Source organism: Lysobacter sp. SCRH-1R, assembly GCF_057747855.1.
Genome location: NZ_CM173227.1, coordinates 2,851,601 through 2,868,858, shown reverse-complemented (window position 1 = coordinate 2,868,858; position 17,258 = coordinate 2,851,601). Strand labels below are relative to the sequence as shown.

At 68.7% G+C, this 17,258-nt stretch carries 11 protein-coding genes; 4 read left to right on the top strand and 7 right to left on the bottom strand.

Annotation, left to right across the window (positions count from 1 at the left end; genetic code table 11):
• Positions 1 to 21: 21 nt before the first annotated feature.
• Positions 22 to 1,080 carry a glycosyltransferase family 4 protein gene (locus tag AC3ANK_RS13060; protein ID WP_206861193.1) on the bottom strand — a complete coding sequence of 353 codons (1,059 nt, stop codon included), beginning with the start codon at positions 1,078 to 1,080 and terminating at the stop codon, positions 22 to 24.
• A 186-nt stretch (positions 1,081 to 1,266) separates the two neighbouring features.
• On the opposite strand from AC3ANK_RS13060, the gene AC3ANK_RS13055 reads away from it, so the two are divergent.
• Positions 1,267 to 2,142: an alpha/beta hydrolase family protein gene (locus AC3ANK_RS13055; RefSeq protein ID WP_206861192.1), complete on the top strand. Its 876-nt coding sequence runs from the start codon at positions 1,267 to 1,269 to the stop codon at positions 2,140 to 2,142.
• Positions 2,143 to 2,382: 240 nt separating this feature from the next.
• Here the strand turns inward: AC3ANK_RS13055 and AC3ANK_RS13050 are convergent, their stop codons facing one another.
• Entirely contained in the window at positions 2,383 to 3,234 is an 852-nt protein-coding gene (locus AC3ANK_RS13050) for a ribonuclease H-like domain-containing protein (protein WP_206861191.1), read from the bottom strand.
• On the bottom strand, positions 3,231 to 5,654 hold the full coding sequence (locus tag AC3ANK_RS13045) for a DEAD/DEAH box helicase (RefSeq protein WP_484171382.1): 2,424 nt from the start codon (positions 5,652 to 5,654) through the stop codon (positions 3,231 to 3,233). Before AC3ANK_RS13045 ends, AC3ANK_RS13050 begins: the two co-directional genes overlap by 4 nt.
• A 334-nt stretch (positions 5,655 to 5,988) precedes the next feature.
• Here AC3ANK_RS13045 and AC3ANK_RS13040 point away from each other — a divergent pair, with 334 nt between their 5' ends.
• Positions 5,989 to 6,945, top strand: coding sequence for an MBL fold metallo-hydrolase (locus AC3ANK_RS13040; protein WP_206861189.1), 957 nt, complete (start codon positions 5,989 to 5,991; stop codon positions 6,943 to 6,945).
• A 360-nt stretch (positions 6,946 to 7,305) separates the two neighbouring features.
• Here the strand turns inward: AC3ANK_RS13040 and AC3ANK_RS13035 are convergent, their stop codons facing one another.
• On the bottom strand, positions 7,306 to 7,941 hold the full coding sequence (locus AC3ANK_RS13035) for a hypothetical protein (RefSeq protein ID WP_484171381.1): 636 nt from the start codon (positions 7,939 to 7,941) through the stop codon (positions 7,306 to 7,308).
• A gap of 281 nt (positions 7,942 to 8,222) precedes the next feature.
• Here AC3ANK_RS13035 and AC3ANK_RS13030 point away from each other — a divergent pair, with 281 nt between their 5' ends.
• Positions 8,223 to 9,938 (top strand): sensor domain-containing diguanylate cyclase, encoded by a 1,716-nt coding sequence (locus AC3ANK_RS13030; protein ID WP_484171380.1) that lies wholly within the window; start codon positions 8,223 to 8,225, stop codon positions 9,936 to 9,938.
• A gap of 71 nt (positions 9,939 to 10,009) precedes the next feature.
• Here the strand turns inward: AC3ANK_RS13030 and AC3ANK_RS13025 are convergent, their stop codons facing one another.
• Complete coding sequence (locus AC3ANK_RS13025; RefSeq protein ID WP_206861630.1) at positions 10,010 to 10,447, bottom strand: EF-hand domain-containing protein; 438 nt, start codon at positions 10,445 to 10,447, stop codon at positions 10,010 to 10,012.
• Positions 10,448 to 10,863: 416 nt separating this feature from the next.
• Here AC3ANK_RS13025 and AC3ANK_RS13020 point away from each other — a divergent pair, with 416 nt between their 5' ends.
• A complete protein-coding gene (locus tag AC3ANK_RS13020) occupies positions 10,864 to 13,509 on the top strand; it encodes a M1 family metallopeptidase (protein ID WP_484171379.1) in 2,646 nt (881 codons plus the stop codon).
• Between the two features lie 587 nt (positions 13,510 to 14,096).
• Here the strand turns inward: AC3ANK_RS13020 and AC3ANK_RS13015 are convergent.
• Together AC3ANK_RS13015 and AC3ANK_RS13010 are read right to left on the bottom strand one after the other, a co-directional pair.
• On the bottom strand, positions 14,097 to 14,456 hold the full coding sequence (locus tag AC3ANK_RS13015) for a response regulator (protein WP_206861185.1): 360 nt from the start codon (positions 14,454 to 14,456) through the stop codon (positions 14,097 to 14,099).
• Between the two features lie 155 nt (positions 14,457 to 14,611).
• Positions 14,612 to 17,101 (bottom strand): PAS domain S-box protein, encoded by a 2,490-nt coding sequence (locus AC3ANK_RS13010; protein ID WP_484171378.1) that lies wholly within the window; start codon positions 17,099 to 17,101, stop codon positions 14,612 to 14,614.
• Positions 17,102 to 17,258: the final 157 nt, after the last annotated feature.

Sequence of the window (17,258 nt, the reverse complement as noted above, 5' to 3'; positions counted from 1 at the left end):
AACGCCCGGTGGTGGAAGGCTTCAAGCGGTGAGGCGGATGCGCGTGCCTCCCTGTTCCAGCACGCGCCAGTACAACTCGACGTAACGGCGCGCCATGGCGCTGGCGGAGAAACGCTGCTCGAAGCGCGCGCGGATGCGGCCACGGTCGTAGCGCGCCACCGACTGCACGGCCTGTACCGCCTCGTCCATGCCGTCGACGATGAGGCCCGTCGCGCCATGGTCGAGCACTTCCGGCACCGAGCCGCAGTTCCATGCGATCACCGGCGTGCCGCAGGCCATCGCCTCGATCATCACCAGCCCGAACGGCTCGGGCCAGTCGATCGGGAACAGCAGCGCGACCGCGCCGCCGAGGAACTCGCTCTTCTGTTCGTCGTTGATCTCGCCGATGTATTCCACGCCGGGGCCTTGCAGGAGCGGTTCGATCTCGTCGTGGAAGTACGCACGGTCGACCGTGTCGATCTTCGCCGCGATGCGCAGCGGCAGGCCGGCGCGGCGCGCGATCTCGATGGCGCGATCCACGCGTTTTTCGGGCGATATCCGCCCCAGGAAGGCGAGGTACCCGCCACGTGGCGTCGGGCTGAACTGGTACAGGTCCGACGGCAGCCCGTGATGGACCGTGCCGGCCCAGTTCGCCGACGGCAGCGGCCGGCGCTGGTGGTCGGAGATCGACGCCAGCGGGAACTGCGGCCAGCACGCGTAGGCCTGCGGCAGGTCCTTCAGGTCGAGCCGTCCGTGCAGCGTGGTCAGCGTGCGCCACGGCATGTCCTGGAAGAACGGGAAATGCAGCAGGTCGATGTGGAAGTGGATGATGTCGAACTCGTCCGCGCGCTGGCGCACTTCGTCGAGCATCGCCAGGTGCGCGGCGAGGTCGCTCTTCAGCGGCGCCGGATCCAGGCGGATGGCCTGGTCGCGCATCGGCGCGAGCGTGGCGGTGGTCTGCGCGTCGCCGCTGGCGAACAGCGTGACGTCGTGGCCGGCCTGCACCAGCGCATCGCACAGGTGCGCGACGACGCGTTCGGTTCCCCCGTACAGCTTCGGCGGAACCGCTTCATACAGCGGGGAAATCTGGGCGATTTTCATGCGTGCGGGTTTTCTTCGGGGACGCCTCGAGCGGGCGGGGCGCGCATGAACGGGCGCTCCGGCCACCGGCTCCAGCTGGCGATGGATCGACCTTATGGCAGGGTTCTTCAAGGCGGCGTGATGCGTGCGCGGGCACGGCGCGGAGCGCCGACGAGGCGATCACGCGCGGCTGGCGAGGATCGGCGCATGAAGGAAGCAGCGGGCACGGACAGGCGTGGCGGGGCGGCGTTCGCCAGCGGCGTTTCGCCGGTGGAAGCGCGCGTGGAATCGCTGCGCCTGCCGGTCGCGGACGACCATTTCTGCGCGACGTTCGCCACGCCCTTGCCGGCATTGCCCGCGGTCATCTTCGTGCACGGATGGAACGGGACGCAGGAATTCGACCTGGGCCATCTGCGCGATGCAGTGGCGGTGGGCTGCGCGGTGCTCACGGTGGACCTGCGCGGCCATGATCGCGACGACCCGCGCCATGACCACGTCAGTCGTGAAGACAACCTGCGCGACCTGCTCGCCGCGTACGACTGGCTGGTCGCCCGCGACGACGTGGACGAGCGCGCGATCGCGGTGGTCGGCTTCAGTTATGGCGCGTACCTGGCGACGCTGCTGACGGAGCGGCGTCGCGTGCAGTGGCTCGCGCTGCGTTCGCCGGCGCTGTATCCGGACGAGGGCTGGGACGTTTCCAAGCACGCGCTCGAAGAACGGGTCGAACTGGCCGAATACCGCCGCCACGTGCAGGCGCCCGGTGGCAATCGCGCGCTGACCGCGCTGGCGGAATTCCGCGGCGACGTGCTGCTGGTGTGCTCGCAGGACGACCAGGTCCTGCCCGCTGCGGTCGCCGAAAGCTTCCGCGGCGCGCTGGTGCGTGCGTCGTCGATCACGACGCGCACGATTTCAGGCGCGGACCATGAACTGTCGCATCCCGACGCGAAGCGCGCGTGGGCCGACCTGCTGCAGGACTGGCTCGCCGCGATGATCGGCGGCGCGCGCCGGCAGGCGGTGGTGTCGGCGCTGGAGGCGCGGCATGAGGAGGTGGATGGCGCGGGGGATCCGCATGAGCGGGCTTGACGGGGCGTGGGCTCCTGGTGCGCTTCCTGGGACCATTTCACCGTCATCCGTCATCCGGCCTTCGCCGGGATGCCGGCCTTTCTGGTGAGATGACGATCCTTTCGGAAGCCATGCTGCTCTTGTAGCCCGGGTAAGCGAAGCGCACCCGGGTCGGAGAAGCGACCGCGCCCCGGGTGCGCTTCGCTTACCCGGGCTACAAAAACGCCGGAACATCCCAAAAATCCGACGCGCCCACCCGCATCACGGCATCTCAAACCCCACCGCATCCATCTCCATCGCACTCAACCGGGACAGATGCAGCAGCAGTTCCGCCAGCGTGGCCACGTCGCGATCGTTGTGCGCGAGCACGCGGCGCAGGTTGAACGCCGATCCGCCGCGCAGGTACGACAACCATGCCGCCGGCGCTTCCGAACCTGGCAGGTCGTCCTCGCGCACGACGTTCAACGCGCGGCGCTCGATCGTCGCCAGCCGGCAGTTCTCCCAACGCCCGCGATAACGCCGCCGCGTGGGATACAGCAGGTCCACGTGCACCAGGTCCGCCAGCGGCGTGCCCATGCGGTTGAGGCGGTAGCGTGTCGCGAGCAGCGGCGCGTCGTAGCACTTGCCGTTGTAGCTGACCAGCACCGTGTCCGGGCGCAGCCACTGGCGGAACACGTCGAGCATCGCCGCTTCGCCCGACATCGTGGTGATCAGCAACTGCCGCACGCGCAGCGCACCCTCGAACCAGTCGGCGGCGCCGATCATGAAGGCGCGCGTGCCGCTGCCGCCGGCCAGGCCCGTGGTTTCCGTATCGAAGAACATCAGCCGTTGCGCATCCAGCGCATCGCGGCGATCGAAACGCCCATCGATCCATGCCTGCGGCGGCGCGAACGGCAATCGTGCTTCGACCAGGCGCAGACCGCGTGCGATCTCCACGCCCGGCACGTGGCGATCGTCGGATGCGATGCGCAATACCGGATCCGGCGCACGCCGCCGCAGATGACGTCGCAGGTCGTCGATGCTCGGCGTGCGCGCAACCTCGACCGGTTTGGAAGGCACCGCCGCGCCGGCCTGGCGCTTGAGCTGTTGCAGACGCGCGAGGGTCAGGCTCATGCGGGCGCCAACGCCTTGAGCACGCGCAACGCGAGCGCGCGTGGCGCGATGCTGGCATCTTCATCGATCGCCAGCACCGGCCCCACGCACGCCGGGCAACCGGCCTTGCAGTCGCAACGTTCGACCAGTTCCACCGCGCGCTGCACGAGTTCGCGCTGGCGGAAATGCAGCGGCTCGCTCAGGCCGACGCCGCCGGGATAGTTGTCGTAGAGGTAGACGGTTGGTACGAAACGTTCGCCGTCTTCCAGCGACACGGCGTCGTCGCCCGCGCCGCGCAACTGCCCGCGCCCGCGCCCGTCCGCGCTGGCGAACCATGCGCCGTTGCCATCGCCGACGGCCTTCTGCAGATCGACGCCTTCGGCCATCACCGCGAGCTTGGCGACGACATGCAGCGCGTAACCGGCACCGAGGAAGCCGTCGAGCGCTTCCTGCCGCGATGCGAATTCCGACTCCAGCACCGCCGGCGGCAACTGCCACCACACGCTGGTCGTATGCAGTTCCTGGTCGGGCAAGGTCACCGGGCCGTAGCCGATGTTCTCGTGCGTGTAGTAGCGGATCTTCTTGTAGCCGGCGACGCGCCGCACCACGTGCACCTCGCCGTGGTGGCAGGTGCCGCGGCCGGCGGGCGAACCGTCGAAACGTTCGAGCACCTTCAGCTTGGTGTAGTCGATCGCGTCGGTGTAGTAATCCACGTGCGTGCGCGTGACAAACGCCTTGCGGCCGTCCCAGTCGAGTTTCTCCACCTGGTAGGGCGTGGCCTGCACCATGTAGATCGCGCCTTCGTACAGCGTGAGCGGCGCGGAGGAGAAATCGACTTCGGCGATGATCGTCTGCCGGCCTTCGGTGCGATCGACCACGACGAAGTTACCGTCGGCCACCGAACGCAGGCTTACGGCATTGGCCGGATAGCTGTCGGCGATCCACTCCCAGCGGTCGTTCTCGTTGTGGACCACGCCGTCTTCGGAAAGCAGTTGCAGGTAGACCTGCGGATCGACCGGGCCGAACAGCTCGCGCGCCTGAAACGGTAGCTCGAACGCCGCGCAGCGGATGTGGTCGAGCAGGATCACCGGCTGGTCGGCGTGGATGCGCGCGTGCTCCGGCGATGCGTTGGCGAAGAATTCCGGATGCCGGATGACGTATTGATCGAGCGGATCGGAACTGGCGACCAGCACGCCGACCGACGCCTGCTTGCGCCGACCGGCGCGGCCGAAGCGCTGCCATGTCGCGGCGATCGATCCGGGGTAGCCGTTGAGCACCACCGCATCGAGCGCGCCGATGTCCACGCCGAGTTCCAGTGCGGAGGTCGAGACGATGCCGTCGATGGTGCCGGCGCGCATGGCGCGTTCGGTCTCGCGGCGTTCGGTCGGCAGATAGCCACCGCGATAGCTGCGGATGCGCGCGGGCTTGCGCGGATCGCTGTCGAAGACGTCCTTGAGGTACTTGGTCAGCACTTCGACCATCAATCGCGACTGCGCGAACACCAGCGTCTTCAACCCGGCCTTGATGGTCAGGCGCGCGATGAGGTTGCTCTGCGACCGCGCAGAGGCGCGCAGGCCGAGGTCGGGGTTGACCACCGGCGGATTCCACAGCAGCACGTGCTTGTCGCCGCTGGGCGCGCCGGATTCGGTGACGGCGGTGACGTCGCGCTCGGTCAGCGCTTCGGCGTGCGCCTTCGGATTGCCGATCGTCGCCGAGCACAGGATGAACTGCGGCTTCGACCCGTAGAACGCGCAGATGCGCTGCAGGCGGCGGATGACGTTCGCCACGTGCGAGCCGAACACGCCGCGGTAGCTATGCACTTCGTCGATCACCACATAGCGCAGGTTCTCGAAGAACTGCGCCCATTTGGTGTGGTGCGGCAGGATGCCCTGGTGGAGCATGTCGGGATTGCTCACCACGATGTCGCCATGCAGGCGGATCGCCTGTCGCGCATCGCCCGGGGTGTCGCCGTCGAAGGTGAAGGTGCGCACGCCGAGGTTGCCGGCGGCGTTGAGTTCCAGCAGTTCGGCGACCTGGTCCTGCGCGAGCGCCTTGGTCGGGAACAGGAACAACGCCTTCGAACGCTGCGTCGATGCGGCGGCCAGCACCGGCAGCAGGTAGCACAGGCTCTTGCCCGACGCGGTGGCGGTGGCGATCACCACGTCCTCGCCGCGCCGCACCGCGTGCCACGCCTCGGCCTGGTGCGAATAGAGGCGGTCGATGCCGCGCGCGGCGAGCGCCTGCACGACGCCGGCAGGGACGTCGTCGGGCATCGGCACGCTGCGCTCGGGGCGCCCGGGCACGGTGTGCACGCCGGTGATGCGCGAGAGGTACTTGTTCTCCAGCCGCTGCGCGAGCGCGCGGCCATCGGCGGCGGGCCGCGGTCGTGCGACCTCGGGAAAGACGGAGAGGTCGGTCGGACTGCGCGCCGGCTGGCTCATGCGGGTTCGTTTGGCGGGAGGGCAGGGCGTTGTAGGGGAGGGGCGTCTCAGGGTTTGAGATTGGGGATGCGGATTCGGCAAAGGCAGAACCTTCATCCCGGCGAAGGCCGGGCTCCAGGCCCGCAGTGCACGGGCACTCGTTCCGGCGAACCACACGCCTTCGCGCGAGTGACGGGCAGGCGCAGAAAGGCGAAGGAGAACGGCAATGCCAAACCAGTCGCAACCACAGCCGCCACCACACACCATCCCAACCGTTGTCCTCCCGCGCGTCATCCGTCGCGCGCTAAGCTCTCGCGCGCCAGCGTGGTCGCCGGTCCTTCCACTGGAGTACGCCATGACCCGCAGTCCTCTCGCCCTTGCGGTTTCCCTGCTGCTCGCCGGCACGATGCTCGCCGGTTGCGCGAAGAAGCCCGCTTCCGAAGAACAGGCGGCAGCGCCGGCGGCTCCGGCCCCGGCGGCACCCGCGCCCGCATCGCAGGAGCAGGCCGATATCCACCGCTTCCGCATCGGCACGCTCGACGCGGTCGCGTTGCGCGACGGCACCATCGACACGCCCAACGACGGCAAGACCTTCGGCGTCGGCCAGAAGACCGAAGACGTCGCCGCGCTGCTGTCCGCCAACGGGCAGCCGACCGACACGCTGCAGTTGAGCATCCAGCCGCTGCTGCTGCGCGATGGCGACCGCACGGTGCTGTTCGATACGGGCGCGGGCGGCGAGACGTGGGCGAAGGCCGGAAAGCTGCAGGCTTCGCTGCGCGCGGCGGGCGTGGAGCCCGCGCAGGTCACCGACGTGCTGCTTTCGCATGGGCATCCCGACCACGTCGCCGGCCTGCTCGCGAAGGACGGCACGCTCGCGTTCCCGAATGCCACCGTGCGCATGTCCGCGCCGGAGTGGGCGGCGATGCAGGAGAATCCGAATGCGGCGAAGCTGGTGGCTGCGATCGGCCGGAAGGTCGCGACCTTCGAGCCGGGTGCTCCGGTGCTGCCGGGCGTCACCGCTGTCGCGCTGGAAGGTCACACGCCGGGTCACAGCGCCTACGAGATCGCGTCCGGCGACGAGCGACTGCTGTACATCGGCGATGCGGCGCACCATTACATCGTGTCGGTGCAGCGTCCCGACTGGACCGTCGAGTACGACCAGGATGCACCCAGGGCGCAGGCGGCGCGTCGCGCGCTGCTCAAGCGAGCGGCCGATGGAAACCTGCGGGTGTATGCGGTGCACTTTCCGTTCCCGGGGCTCGGTCACGTGAAGGCACAGGGAGATGCGTACGTGTGGGTGCCGGAGGGGTGACGGCTGCGGCGGTTTGCGTTGGCGGGACGTAGCAAACGCGGGCTGGTTTCGGACGCGGTGATGCTGCGATTTGCTCGTCAGCGTTACGGCGCTGTGCACGGTCACCTGCCCAACCCGCGCAGCCATCGGGCATGGCCCGATGGCGTTCGTCGGGACGCGCGACAGTGGCGCGCAAGCGTCCCGCCTCACCCCCGCAAGCAGGGAGAGGCTTTCAGAGGAGAGGGCTTTCAGGCCCCTCTTCCTCAGGGAGAGGGGTGGGGGTGAAGGTCGGGACGAGCGATGCAGTGATGCGGCGATGGTGCATTGCTTTGGTCGACGCTACGGCGCCATGCGCGTGGGCTCCCGTAAGCAGGAGGGAGGTCAACCGTCGCTCCGCGCCGGCCAGCGCCACAAACACCGCCGCGCCGTCCCGTGATTGCCGATCTGATACACGCCTACCGCCACCGGCGCGAAGGCAAAAGCGGTGAACGCAGCCGCGTCCAGTTCGCGCAGGAATCCCGCGCGCGCATGCCCCAGCGTCAGGTGCGGCGAGAAGTTCGCGCCGCTGTGATCGGGAACGAAACGTTCGACGTACCCGATCGTGGATTCGCGGATCGGCGAGCCGTCGTCGTCCGGAACGAACGCCACCGCCGTGCCGCCAGCCACTGCCAGCGCCTGCGCAGTGCCGAGGCAGTCGTCGGCCAGCGCCTGCAACGCAGGCGAATCGGCGATGCGCCATGACGCGCTGCCGGTGTCGCCGTCGATGCGAACCTGCACGCCGGTCACCTCCAGCGACAGCGCGAGCGGATTGTGCGCGGCGGCGACGCGGCCGATCGCGGCCAGCAGCGCAGGCAGATCGTGTTCGTAGAGGTAGCGCTGGACCAGCGTGACGTGGGGCAGGTGGGTGTCGTCGAAGGCGAATCCCGCCGGATGGTCGCGGCGCAGCGCGGCGTTGGTACGACGCGCACGTTCCTGCGTGGCTTCGTCGGGTTCGAGCAGGATGTCGATGGCGATCATGGGACTCGGGATTCGGGGCTGGAGATTCGGGATTCGCTGGAGCCGTCGCAGGCGCCTGGGGAGTTTCGCTCCATCGCCGTCATCCGGGCGAAAAGCAGGACGACGGAGAAGGCCTCCCGCTCCCGAGTCCCGAGTCCCGAATCCACGGACGCCGTCTCAGGAATCCCCACCCTCCGCCGATAGAATGCGCGACAAACCCGGTGCGGCGCGTCGCCGTGCCGCCACCATCACGGCAGGGAAGCCACACGCGCGTCGCGACGCGCCGGACGTCTGTCTACCCGATGATTTCCCGCCGATTCTCGGCGCTGCGTGTGTTCCTGGCGGCCACGGCGATCCTGGTCGCGCTGGGCCTGTACGTGGTCGCCAACGCCAGCCAGTTCGCCTCCGACTACCGTGCGGTGACGCACACCTACACCGTGCTGCGGCATGTGGACCGGATCGAATCGCTCCGACACCAGGCGGTGGCCGAGGCCCGGGGTTTCCTGCTCGGCGGGCGCGCGGAGAACCGCGACAGCTTCTGGCGCGTCGGCGGCGAACTCCAGCGCGAGGCCGACGTGCTGGTCGAACTGGTCGGCGAGGACGCGGCGCAGGGCGCGCGCGCGGCCGAACTGGGCCGCGCGCTCGAGGCGCGCCTGCGCATGAGTGCCGAAGCGATGCAGTCCACGCGTACCGGTGCGCGCGCCGGCGCGGATGCATCGCTGCTCGCCAGAACGCGCGCCATCGACCTCGACGTGACGCGGCGCATCGGCGAACTGCGCGCATCCGGGACCACGCACCTGGCCACGCACGCGCGGCGCGCCGAACGTTCGGCGTGGATGACGCTGCTCGCCGCCGGCATCGGCATTCCGCTGAGCCTGCTGCTGATCGGCCACGCGCAGCGCCTGCTTTCGCGCGAGAACCGCGTGCGCGAGCAGGCCGAAGCGGCGGCGTCGGCCTCGAACGCAGAACTCAACGCGACCGTCCAGCAGCTCGCGCGCCTGTCCGACAGCATGGCCGCGCTCAGCCAGTACTCGGGCATGCTGCAGGGCGCGTCCGATGCGCAGGAGCTCTACGAGATCACCGCGGCGACCTTCCGCCGCCTGCTGCCGGGGCTGGCGGGGCTGCTGTACGTGATCCGCGCGTCGCGCGATCACGCCGAACTCGTCGCGCAATGGGGCGGAGCGGTCGCGCCGAACGATCACGCGCCGGCGTCGCAGGCGTGCTGGTCGGTGCGCCGCTATGCGCCGTTCGCGATGGAGGATCTGCGCCACGGGCTGCGCTGCTCGCACATCGGCCGGCCGCACGGCGCGGAGGACGTGCATGGCCTGTGCGTGCCGCTGAGCGCGCACGGCGAAGTGGTCGGCTGGCTGTCGTTGCAGGGCGAAGGACGCGGCCGCATCCCGGACGAATCGCTGGCGATCCGCCTGTGCGAACAGCTGTCGCTCGCGCTCGCCAACATCCGCCTGCGCGAAAGCCTGCGCCACCAGGCGGTGCGCGATCCGCTCACCGGCTTGTTCAACCGCCGCTACCTGGAGGAATCGCTGGCGCGCGAGATCGCCCACTGCCAGCGCCGCGCGCAGCCGCTGGCGGTGCTGATGCTGGACATCGACCACTTCAAGAGCTTCAACGACCGCCACGGCCACGCGATGGGCGATGCGGCGCTGTCGGCGTTCGCGCGCATGCTCAAGACACGCTGCCGCCCGGAGGACATCGCCTGCCGGTACGGCGGCGAGGAATTCACCCTGATCCTGCCCGAAACCGACCTGCCGACCGCGCTGGAACGCGCCGAGGACATCCGCGCCGGCGCCGCGCTGCTGCGCATCGGCGAGCCGGGCGGGGCGATGCTGCGCATCACCGTGTCGATCGGCGTGGCGCTGATGCCGGAGCACGGCGACGTCGGCCTGGAGCTGATGCGGGCGGGCGATCGCGCGCTGTATCGCGCCAAGCACGAGGGGCGCGACCGGGTGGCGGTGGCGGACGGGCGCGTGGAGGAAGCGATGGAGATGGCGCGAGGGTAACCATCGCCCGCAAAGCAGAACCCCTCTCCCGGTGGAAGAGGGGTTCGGTCTTTCAGGCCATGCCGGGGGAGTCACTCCCCGCGATCCGCCGTACGCATCTCCTTCTCGTGCCCCGCCTTCATCTCGGCGGCGCTGAGGTTGCCATCGCGGTTGGTGTCCATCTTGGTGAACATCTGCGCCGAACCGGCGTCGTGCTCGGCGGCCGAGACCACGCCGTCGCCGTTGGTGTCGATCTTCCGGATCTTGTCGGCCGACGACATCTTCATCTTGCCGCCCTTGTCGGCCTTCGCGGCACGATGGGCGTCCATCTCGGTGGCGGTGACGTTGCCGTCGCTGTCGGTGTCCATCTTCGTGAACATCTGCTTGGCGCCCGCCGCATGTTCGGCCGAGCTGACCATGCCATCGTTGTTGGTGTCCATCATTTTGGCCTTGTCGTCGCCGGCCATGACCGCCGCCGGCGCGGCGAGCAGGATGCCCAGCCACAAGGCCCTAGAGGTACCTGATTTCATCGCGCCCTCCCAGGGTTGTTGTCAGGTAGCGCGAGGGTGCGCGCGGCGCCGTTCCGTGCCCGTCAACGCCGCGCGAAATCTTCCGGCGACGTTGAACTACGTGAACGCGAACGCCGGCGGCAAGTCTTTACTGCCGGCGGAAAACCCTGCGCGCCTCGCACGACGCGTCGAGCCCGCCGCGCGGTGGACCGCCGCCCGCACGGGTGGCACGTCTCTTGCGGCACTCCTTCCATGGAGGCCGCCGCCGGGCGCCTTGTCGCGGGGGCGCAGCGATGCGTTCCCGGCCCGGTGAGGCGGCCTCCTTCCTTCCCCATCCACTCGCGACCTGTGATCCCCGCCGCATCCGCAGCGGGCAGGACCGGCACACTGCGCCTCTGGCACTGTGCCTTTCTCCACGATCACGAGGTTGTCGAACGATGCGCCGTACCCTGGTAACCGCCGTCGCGCTGGCCCTGACCACCGCGTGTGCCGCCGCGAACGCGGCGCCCGCCGCACCGGACGCTCCCATGGCCCGAAGCCAGACCACGACGCAGCTTCCGCGCAATGTGCTCCCGACGCACTACGACGTGTCGATCACGCCCAACGCGGCGGACCTGACCCTCGCCGGCACGGCGACGATCGCGCTGCAGGTGACGCAGTCCACGCCCGGCATCACGCTCAACGCGCTCGACATGACCTTCACTTCGGCGACGCTCACGCCCGCCGACGGCAAGGGGCGCGCGCTCACCCCGAAGATCGCCGTCGACACCGCCGCGCAGACCGCGACCTTCACCTTCGACCGGCCGCTCGCGCCGGGCGCGTATCGTCTTGCGCTGGAATACACCGGGAAGATCGGCACGCAGGCCAATGGCCTGTTCGCCATCGACTACGACACGAAGGACGGCCGCAAGCGCGCACTGTTCACGCAGTTCGAGAACTCCGATGCGCGCCGCATGATCCCGTCGTGGGACGAGCCCGCGCACAAGGCGACCTTCACCCTGACCGCGACCGTGCCGACCGGGCAGATGGCGGTGAGCAACATGCCGGCCACGTCCACGAAGGACCTCGGCAACGGCACCACGCGCGTGGAATTCGCGCCGTCGCCGAAGATGTCGACGTACCTGCTGTTCCTGTCGGTCGGCGATTTCGAACGCGCCACCACGCAGGCCGAAGGCGTGGAGATCGGCGTGGTCACGCAGCGCGGCTCGCTCGACCAGGCGCGGTTCGCGCTGGATTCCTCGGCCGACGTGCTGCGCGAATACAACCAGTACTTCGGAACGAAGTATCCGCTGCCCAAGCTCGACAACGTGGCCTCGCCCGGCGCGAGCCAGTTCTTCAGCGCGATGGAGAACTGGGGCGCGATCTTCACCTTTGAGCACACGCTGCTGCTGGACCCGAGCATTTCCACGCAGTCCGACAAGCAGCGCGTGTTCGCCGTGGCCGCGCACGAAATCGCGCACCAGTGGTTCGGCGACCTGGTGACGATGAGCTGGTGGGACGACCTGTGGCTCAACGAAGGCTTCGCGACGTGGATGGCGTCGCGCACCACGCAGAAGCTGCATCCGGAATGGAACACGCAGCTGGAAGCGGTCGGTTCGCGCGAATCGGCGATGGCGCTGGATGCGGTCGCGTCGACGCATCCGGTGGTGCAGCACGTGGAGACCGTCGAACAGGCGAGCCAGGCGTTCGATTCCATCACGTACGAGAAGGGCAGCGCGGTGATCCGCATGCTCGAAGGCTACGTCGGCGGTGACGCGTGGCGCGAAGGCGTGCGCCGCTACATGAAGAAGCATGCGTACGCGAACACGGTGTCCGACGATCTGTGGCGCGAGATCCAGGCCGCCGCGGGCAAGCCGGTGCTCGACATCGCGCATGACTTCACGTTGCAACCGGGCATCCCGATGCTGCGCGTGGCGGCCGGTGCGTGCGAAGGCGGCAAGACGACGCTGACCCTCGCGCAGGACGAGTTCACGCGCGATCGCCCCGGCAAGGCGCCGTTGCGCTGGCGCGTGCCGGTGATCGCCAAGTCGGCCGGCGGCGAGCCCGTGCGCACGGTGGTCGAAGGCGGGCACGCGCGGCTCGACGTGCCCGGTTGCGGCCCGGTGATCGTCAATGCCGGGCAGACCGGCTACTACCGCACGTTGTACGCGCCGGCGCAGTTCGCGGGCGTGCGCGAGGGCTTCGCGAAGCTCGAGGCGATCGACCAGCTCGGCGTGATGAACGATGTGTGGGCACTGGGCATGGCGGGCCTGCAATCGCCGTCGGATTACCTGGACCTCGTGACGGCGACGCCGCGCGACGCCGACCCGCAGATCTGGGGCGACATCGCCGGCACGCTGCGCGCGCTGGATGCGTACTACCGTGGCGACGCCGCGCGCCAGGCGAAGTTCCGCGCGTTCGCCGTCGCGCAGCTGGCGCCGGTGTTCGCGCGCGTGGGCTGGGACGCGAAGCCGGACGAGGCCGATCCGGTGAAGGTGCTGCGCACGGACCTGATCGAAGCGCTGGGCGCGCTGGGCGATCGCATGGTGGTGGAGGAAGCGCGCCATCGCTACGCCGCCGGTGAACTGCCGGGCGAGCTGCGTCGCAGCGTGCTCGCCGTGATCGCGCGCCACGCCGACGCGGAAACGTGGGAGCGCCTGCACGCCGCCGCGAAGGCCGAGAAGACGCCGCTGGTGAAGGACGAGCTGTACATGCTGCTGTCGTCCACGCAGGACGCGGCGCTCGCGCAGCGTGCGCTGGACCTCGCGCTCACCGACGAGCCGGGCGCGACCAACAGCGCGGGCATGATCCGCACCGTCGCCGGCCTGCATCCGGACCTCGCGTTCGACTTCGCCGTCGCGCATCGCGAGCAGATCGACACGAAGGTCGATTCCACCTCGCGCTCGCGCTACTACCCGCGCCTGGCGAACAATTCGCTGGACCCGGCGATGGCCGGCAAGGTGCACGCGTACGCGCAGGCGTACGTCGCGCCGGGTTCGCGTCGCGCGTCGGAGAATGCGATCGCGAACATCAAGTATCGCGTGGGGGTGAAGAAGGATCGTTTGCCGGCGATCGATGCGTGGTTGGCTGGGTGGGGTGGGTGAGCTTGTGCGATTGAGTCCGGGCGAGTGAGTTAGAGCGGCAATCCCCTCTCGTCCGCCCCCGTCCGTCCCATCCCGTCATCCCAGCGAACGCCGGGCTCCGGGCCATTGGCGTTCGGGCACTCCTTCGAGAAGCAAGGACTCACCGGACAAGCTTCCGATCGCCCGCGGCGCCCGGGTTCACTTCTCTTTGCTCGCACAAGAAAAATAACCAAAGCAACAGCAACTGCTTTCGTAGCCCGGGTAAGCGAAGCGCACCCGGGATGCGCGTCAGAAGCAACAGCAAATGGGTTCCAGCTTTCGCTGGAATGGCGGTGATGTCGGTTCGCCGCTAACGGAGTGCCCGCACGTTGCAGGCCTGGATTCCGGCCTTCGCCGGGGTGACGATCCTCTCGGGATCACGGTGTTCCCGGACGACGATGTCTTCTGTAGCCCGGGTAAGCGCACCCGGGGAGGAGAGGCGGCCGCGCCCCGGGTGCGCTTCGCTTACCCGGGCTACAAGGCCACAAGGCGACGAGGCTACCAAGGCTGCAATGACGGTGAGAGTGGTCCACCGACGAGGAGACGTGCGTTGCCAGCATCGCCCCGCCTCAATGCGGTCGCGCCCGCTCCACCATCGACTCCACCGCCTCGATGATGCGCTCCGAGGTATACGGCTTGCGCACGAGTTCGCAGTCGTGGAAATCCTGCGGGAGCTTGTCCTTCGAATACGCGGTGGCGAACGCAAACGGAACGCCGCACTCGCGCAGGCGGTTCGCCAGCGGATACACCGCCTCGCCATGCAGGTTCACATCGAGCAGCGCGACGTCGACGCGTTCGTGGTCGGCGATCTCCAGCGCATCGGACAGCCGCGCGGCACCGAGGACGCGGTAGCCGGCGTCGGTGAGCAGGTCCTCCAGCGCCATCGCCAGGTACGCCTCGTCCTCGACCATCAACACACTGGGTTTCATGAACGCGGGCGCCGAGCCGGACCAGCGCGCATCGTGCCGCACGACGGCGTAACGGCAGTGTCATTTTTTGATGTCGCTGCGCGTTGGAAGGCGCCACGGTTCATCGCGAGGTCACCCGGCGCGCGGCGCCGCACGCGGAAAACGATCAAGCCGCTCTATGGCGCCGCGCGATCCGCAGCGCGATGTTCCACGAGCACATCGTTCACGATGTGCGACAGCTGCCCGTGGTCGATCGGCTTGCGCAGCACGGTGCGCAGCATGTTCGCGGGCAGCGAGGTTTCGCGGATGCGATCGGCCAGCCCCGTGTACAGCAGCACGGGAAGACGCGGCGCGACCGGCTCCAGCGCCTGCGCGAGCTGCACGCCCGTCATCGACGGCATCGAATGATCGGTGATGAGCAGGCGGTAGTGCTGCGGCGATTCGCGTACGCGGGCGAGCGCGAGTTCGGGCGTCGATACGAAGTCCGCTTCCAGGCCCCAGTTCGACAGCAGTTCGCACATGAACTCGCCGACGCTGTGCTCGTCGTCGACCACCAGCACGCGTCCTTCGCGTCGCGTCGCGCCGGGGCGGTCCGAACGCCGCCGCGACGGCGTCGGCCGCGCCGCTTCCGCGCAGGCGGGCAACAGCACGCGGAACGACGTGCCGCGTCCGGGCGCCGTGTCCACCAGCAGATGGCCACCGTGCTCGTGCACGATGCCGTGCACCGTCGCCAGGCCCATGCCGGCGCCTTTTCCGGGCGGTTTCGTGGAGAAGAACGGGTCGAACATGCGTTCGAGCACCGCCGGCTCGATCCCCGGCCCGGTGTCGGCGATGCGCAGTTCCACGAACGCGCCGTCCACCGGCTGCCGGCAGGCGGCGCATTCAGCCGCGTCGATGCGCGTCTCGCGCAGCGCAAGACGAAGACGACCTTCGCCCTGCATCGCGTCGCACGCATTCACGCAGAGGTTCAGCAGCACCTGTCCGAGTTGCACCGGATCGAACTGCACCGCGCACGTGCCGGCCTGAACCTCCTGTTCGATGGCGACGCCGTCGGCGAGCGTCGGGCGCAGCACCGCGAGGTTCTGCTCGATGCAGGCGGCCACGTCGATCGCCTGCGCCTGGCCCTTCTGGCCCCGGCTGAACATCAGCATCTGCTGGATGAGATCGCGCGCGCGCTCGCACGATTGCAGTGCCTGGTCGAGATAGCCGGACAGACGCTCGTCGCCACCGTCGTCGCTGCGCTCATGCGCGAGCGCGACGTAGCCCATGATGCTCGCCAGCAGGTTGTTGAAGTCGTGCGCGATGCCGCCGGTCAGATGGCCCAGCGCCTCCATCTTCTTCGCCTGCAGCAGTTGCGCTTCCAGGCGCCGGCGGCGCTGCTCGGCTTCGGTGCGCTCGGTGATGTCGCGCAGGTAGCCGATGAAGACCTTGCCGGACGGACTGTCGTCCACGCCGACGGCGAGCTCGGCCGGGAATTCGGTGCCGTCGGCGCGCTGCGCGGTGACTTCGAGCCGCTTCTTCAGCACGGGGCCCGGGCCGCCTTCGAGGTACAGCTTCAACCCGAACTGATGCCGCTCGCGGAAACGTTCGGGGATGATCGTGTCGGCGAGCGATCGTCCGAGCGCATCGCCTTCGCGAATGCCGAAGCAGGCTTCCGCGGCCGGGTTGAACTTCACGATGGTGCCGTGTTCGTCCATCGCGATGATGCAGTCCAGCGCCGCGTTCACGGTCGCGCGCAGGTGCTCGGCGTTGCGATGCGCGGCGTCCTCGGCGCGCTGGCGTTCGATCTCGGCGGCGGCGCGCACGGCGAAGATCTTCATCACCGACTCGATGAATTCCGGCTGCTCCAGCGGACGGCGCGAGACGATCGAGATGATCCCCAGCGGACGGCCCTGCGCATCGTTGAGCGGAAAGCCGGCGTAGCTTTCGGCGCCCATCTCGATGAAGTCGTCGTCCAGCGGGAACAGCGAGCTCAGGCCGGCGGGATACAGGCGGAAGCCATGTCCCACCACGGTGTCGCAGGCGGTGTTGGCGATCGCGTAATCGAAATGCTCGCGCGGTTTGTCGTCGGCGACGAAGGCGAGGATGTGCATCATCGTAGGCTGGTCCTCGCGGATCTGCGCGATGAACGCGACGTCCACGTCGAGGATGGCCGCCAGGTAACGCGACAGTTCGACGAACAGATCGCGGCCGTACGCGCGCGACACGGCGAGCGCGGAGCTGCTCAGCGCGGTTTCCACCTGCTTGCGCAGCGTGATGTCGGTGGCGATGCCGCACACCGCGTAGGGCACCTGGTCGATGTCGAGCAGCGGGAACTTCGCCGACAGGAACGTGCGTTGTTCGCCGGCGAAGACGCCGCTCTCCTCGAACTCCATCGCGCGCGCCTCCAGCAGCACGCGCATGTCGTTGCGGCGCAGCGCGGCGGCCATGTCGGGCGGGAAGATGTCGCGGTCGTTGCGGCCGATGAGCGCGTCGGCGTCGCGGCCGGTGAGGCGTTCGAACTCGCGGTTGACGAACAGGTAGCGCCCGGCCCGGTCCTTCGCGAACACCGCCGCGGAGGTGTTGTCCAGCACCTGTTGCAGGCGAAGTTCGCTTTCGCGCAGTGCGCGCTCGCGGTCGTCGACGGGGGAGGGGTCGACCTGCGGCGTGGCGTTGCCGGTGTTCATCGGCGAATCCCGTGGGGGCGGGTGGGGCGAGTATAGGTGGGCGTTTCGCGGTGGGGAGGCGGTGTTACAGGGTTGAAACAAAAAGGTCGGGAACGTCGGAACTCGTGCTCCTCTTCCTGCGCTTTGCGCCCCTCTCCGGAAGGAGAGGGGCTTGAAT

What these genes read in the sequence shown, in the direction of transcription:
- AC3ANK_RS13060 (WP_206861193.1), bottom strand. Translation starts at nt 1,080, where the DNA reads ATGAAAATCGCCCAGATTTCCCCGCTGTATGAAGCGGTTCCGCCGAAG.
- AC3ANK_RS13055 (WP_206861192.1), top strand. Translation starts at nt 1,267, where the DNA reads ATGAAGGAAGCAGCGGGCACGGACAGGCGTGGCGGGGCGGCGTTCGCC.
- AC3ANK_RS13050 (WP_206861191.1), bottom strand. Translation starts at nt 3,234, where the DNA reads ATGAGCCTGACCCTCGCGCGTCTGCAACAGCTCAAGCGCCAGGCCGGC.
- AC3ANK_RS13045 (WP_484171382.1), bottom strand. Translation starts at nt 5,654, where the DNA reads ATGAGCCAGCCGGCGCGCAGTCCGACCGACCTCTCCGTCTTTCCCGAG.
- AC3ANK_RS13040 (WP_206861189.1), top strand. Translation starts at nt 5,989, where the DNA reads ATGACCCGCAGTCCTCTCGCCCTTGCGGTTTCCCTGCTGCTCGCCGGC.
- AC3ANK_RS13035 (WP_484171381.1), bottom strand. Translation starts at nt 7,941, where the DNA reads ATGATCGCCATCGACATCCTGCTCGAACCCGACGAAGCCACGCAGGAA.
- AC3ANK_RS13030 (WP_484171380.1), top strand. Translation starts at nt 8,223, where the DNA reads ATGATTTCCCGCCGATTCTCGGCGCTGCGTGTGTTCCTGGCGGCCACG.
- AC3ANK_RS13025 (WP_206861630.1), bottom strand. Translation starts at nt 10,447, where the DNA reads ATGAAATCAGGTACCTCTAGGGCCTTGTGGCTGGGCATCCTGCTCGCC.
- AC3ANK_RS13020 (WP_484171379.1), top strand. Translation starts at nt 10,864, where the DNA reads ATGCGCCGTACCCTGGTAACCGCCGTCGCGCTGGCCCTGACCACCGCG.
- AC3ANK_RS13015 (WP_206861185.1), bottom strand. Translation starts at nt 14,456, where the DNA reads ATGAAACCCAGTGTGTTGATGGTCGAGGACGAGGCGTACCTGGCGATG.
- AC3ANK_RS13010 (WP_484171378.1), bottom strand. Translation starts at nt 17,101, where the DNA reads ATGAACACCGGCAACGCCACGCCGCAGGTCGACCCCTCCCCCGTCGAC.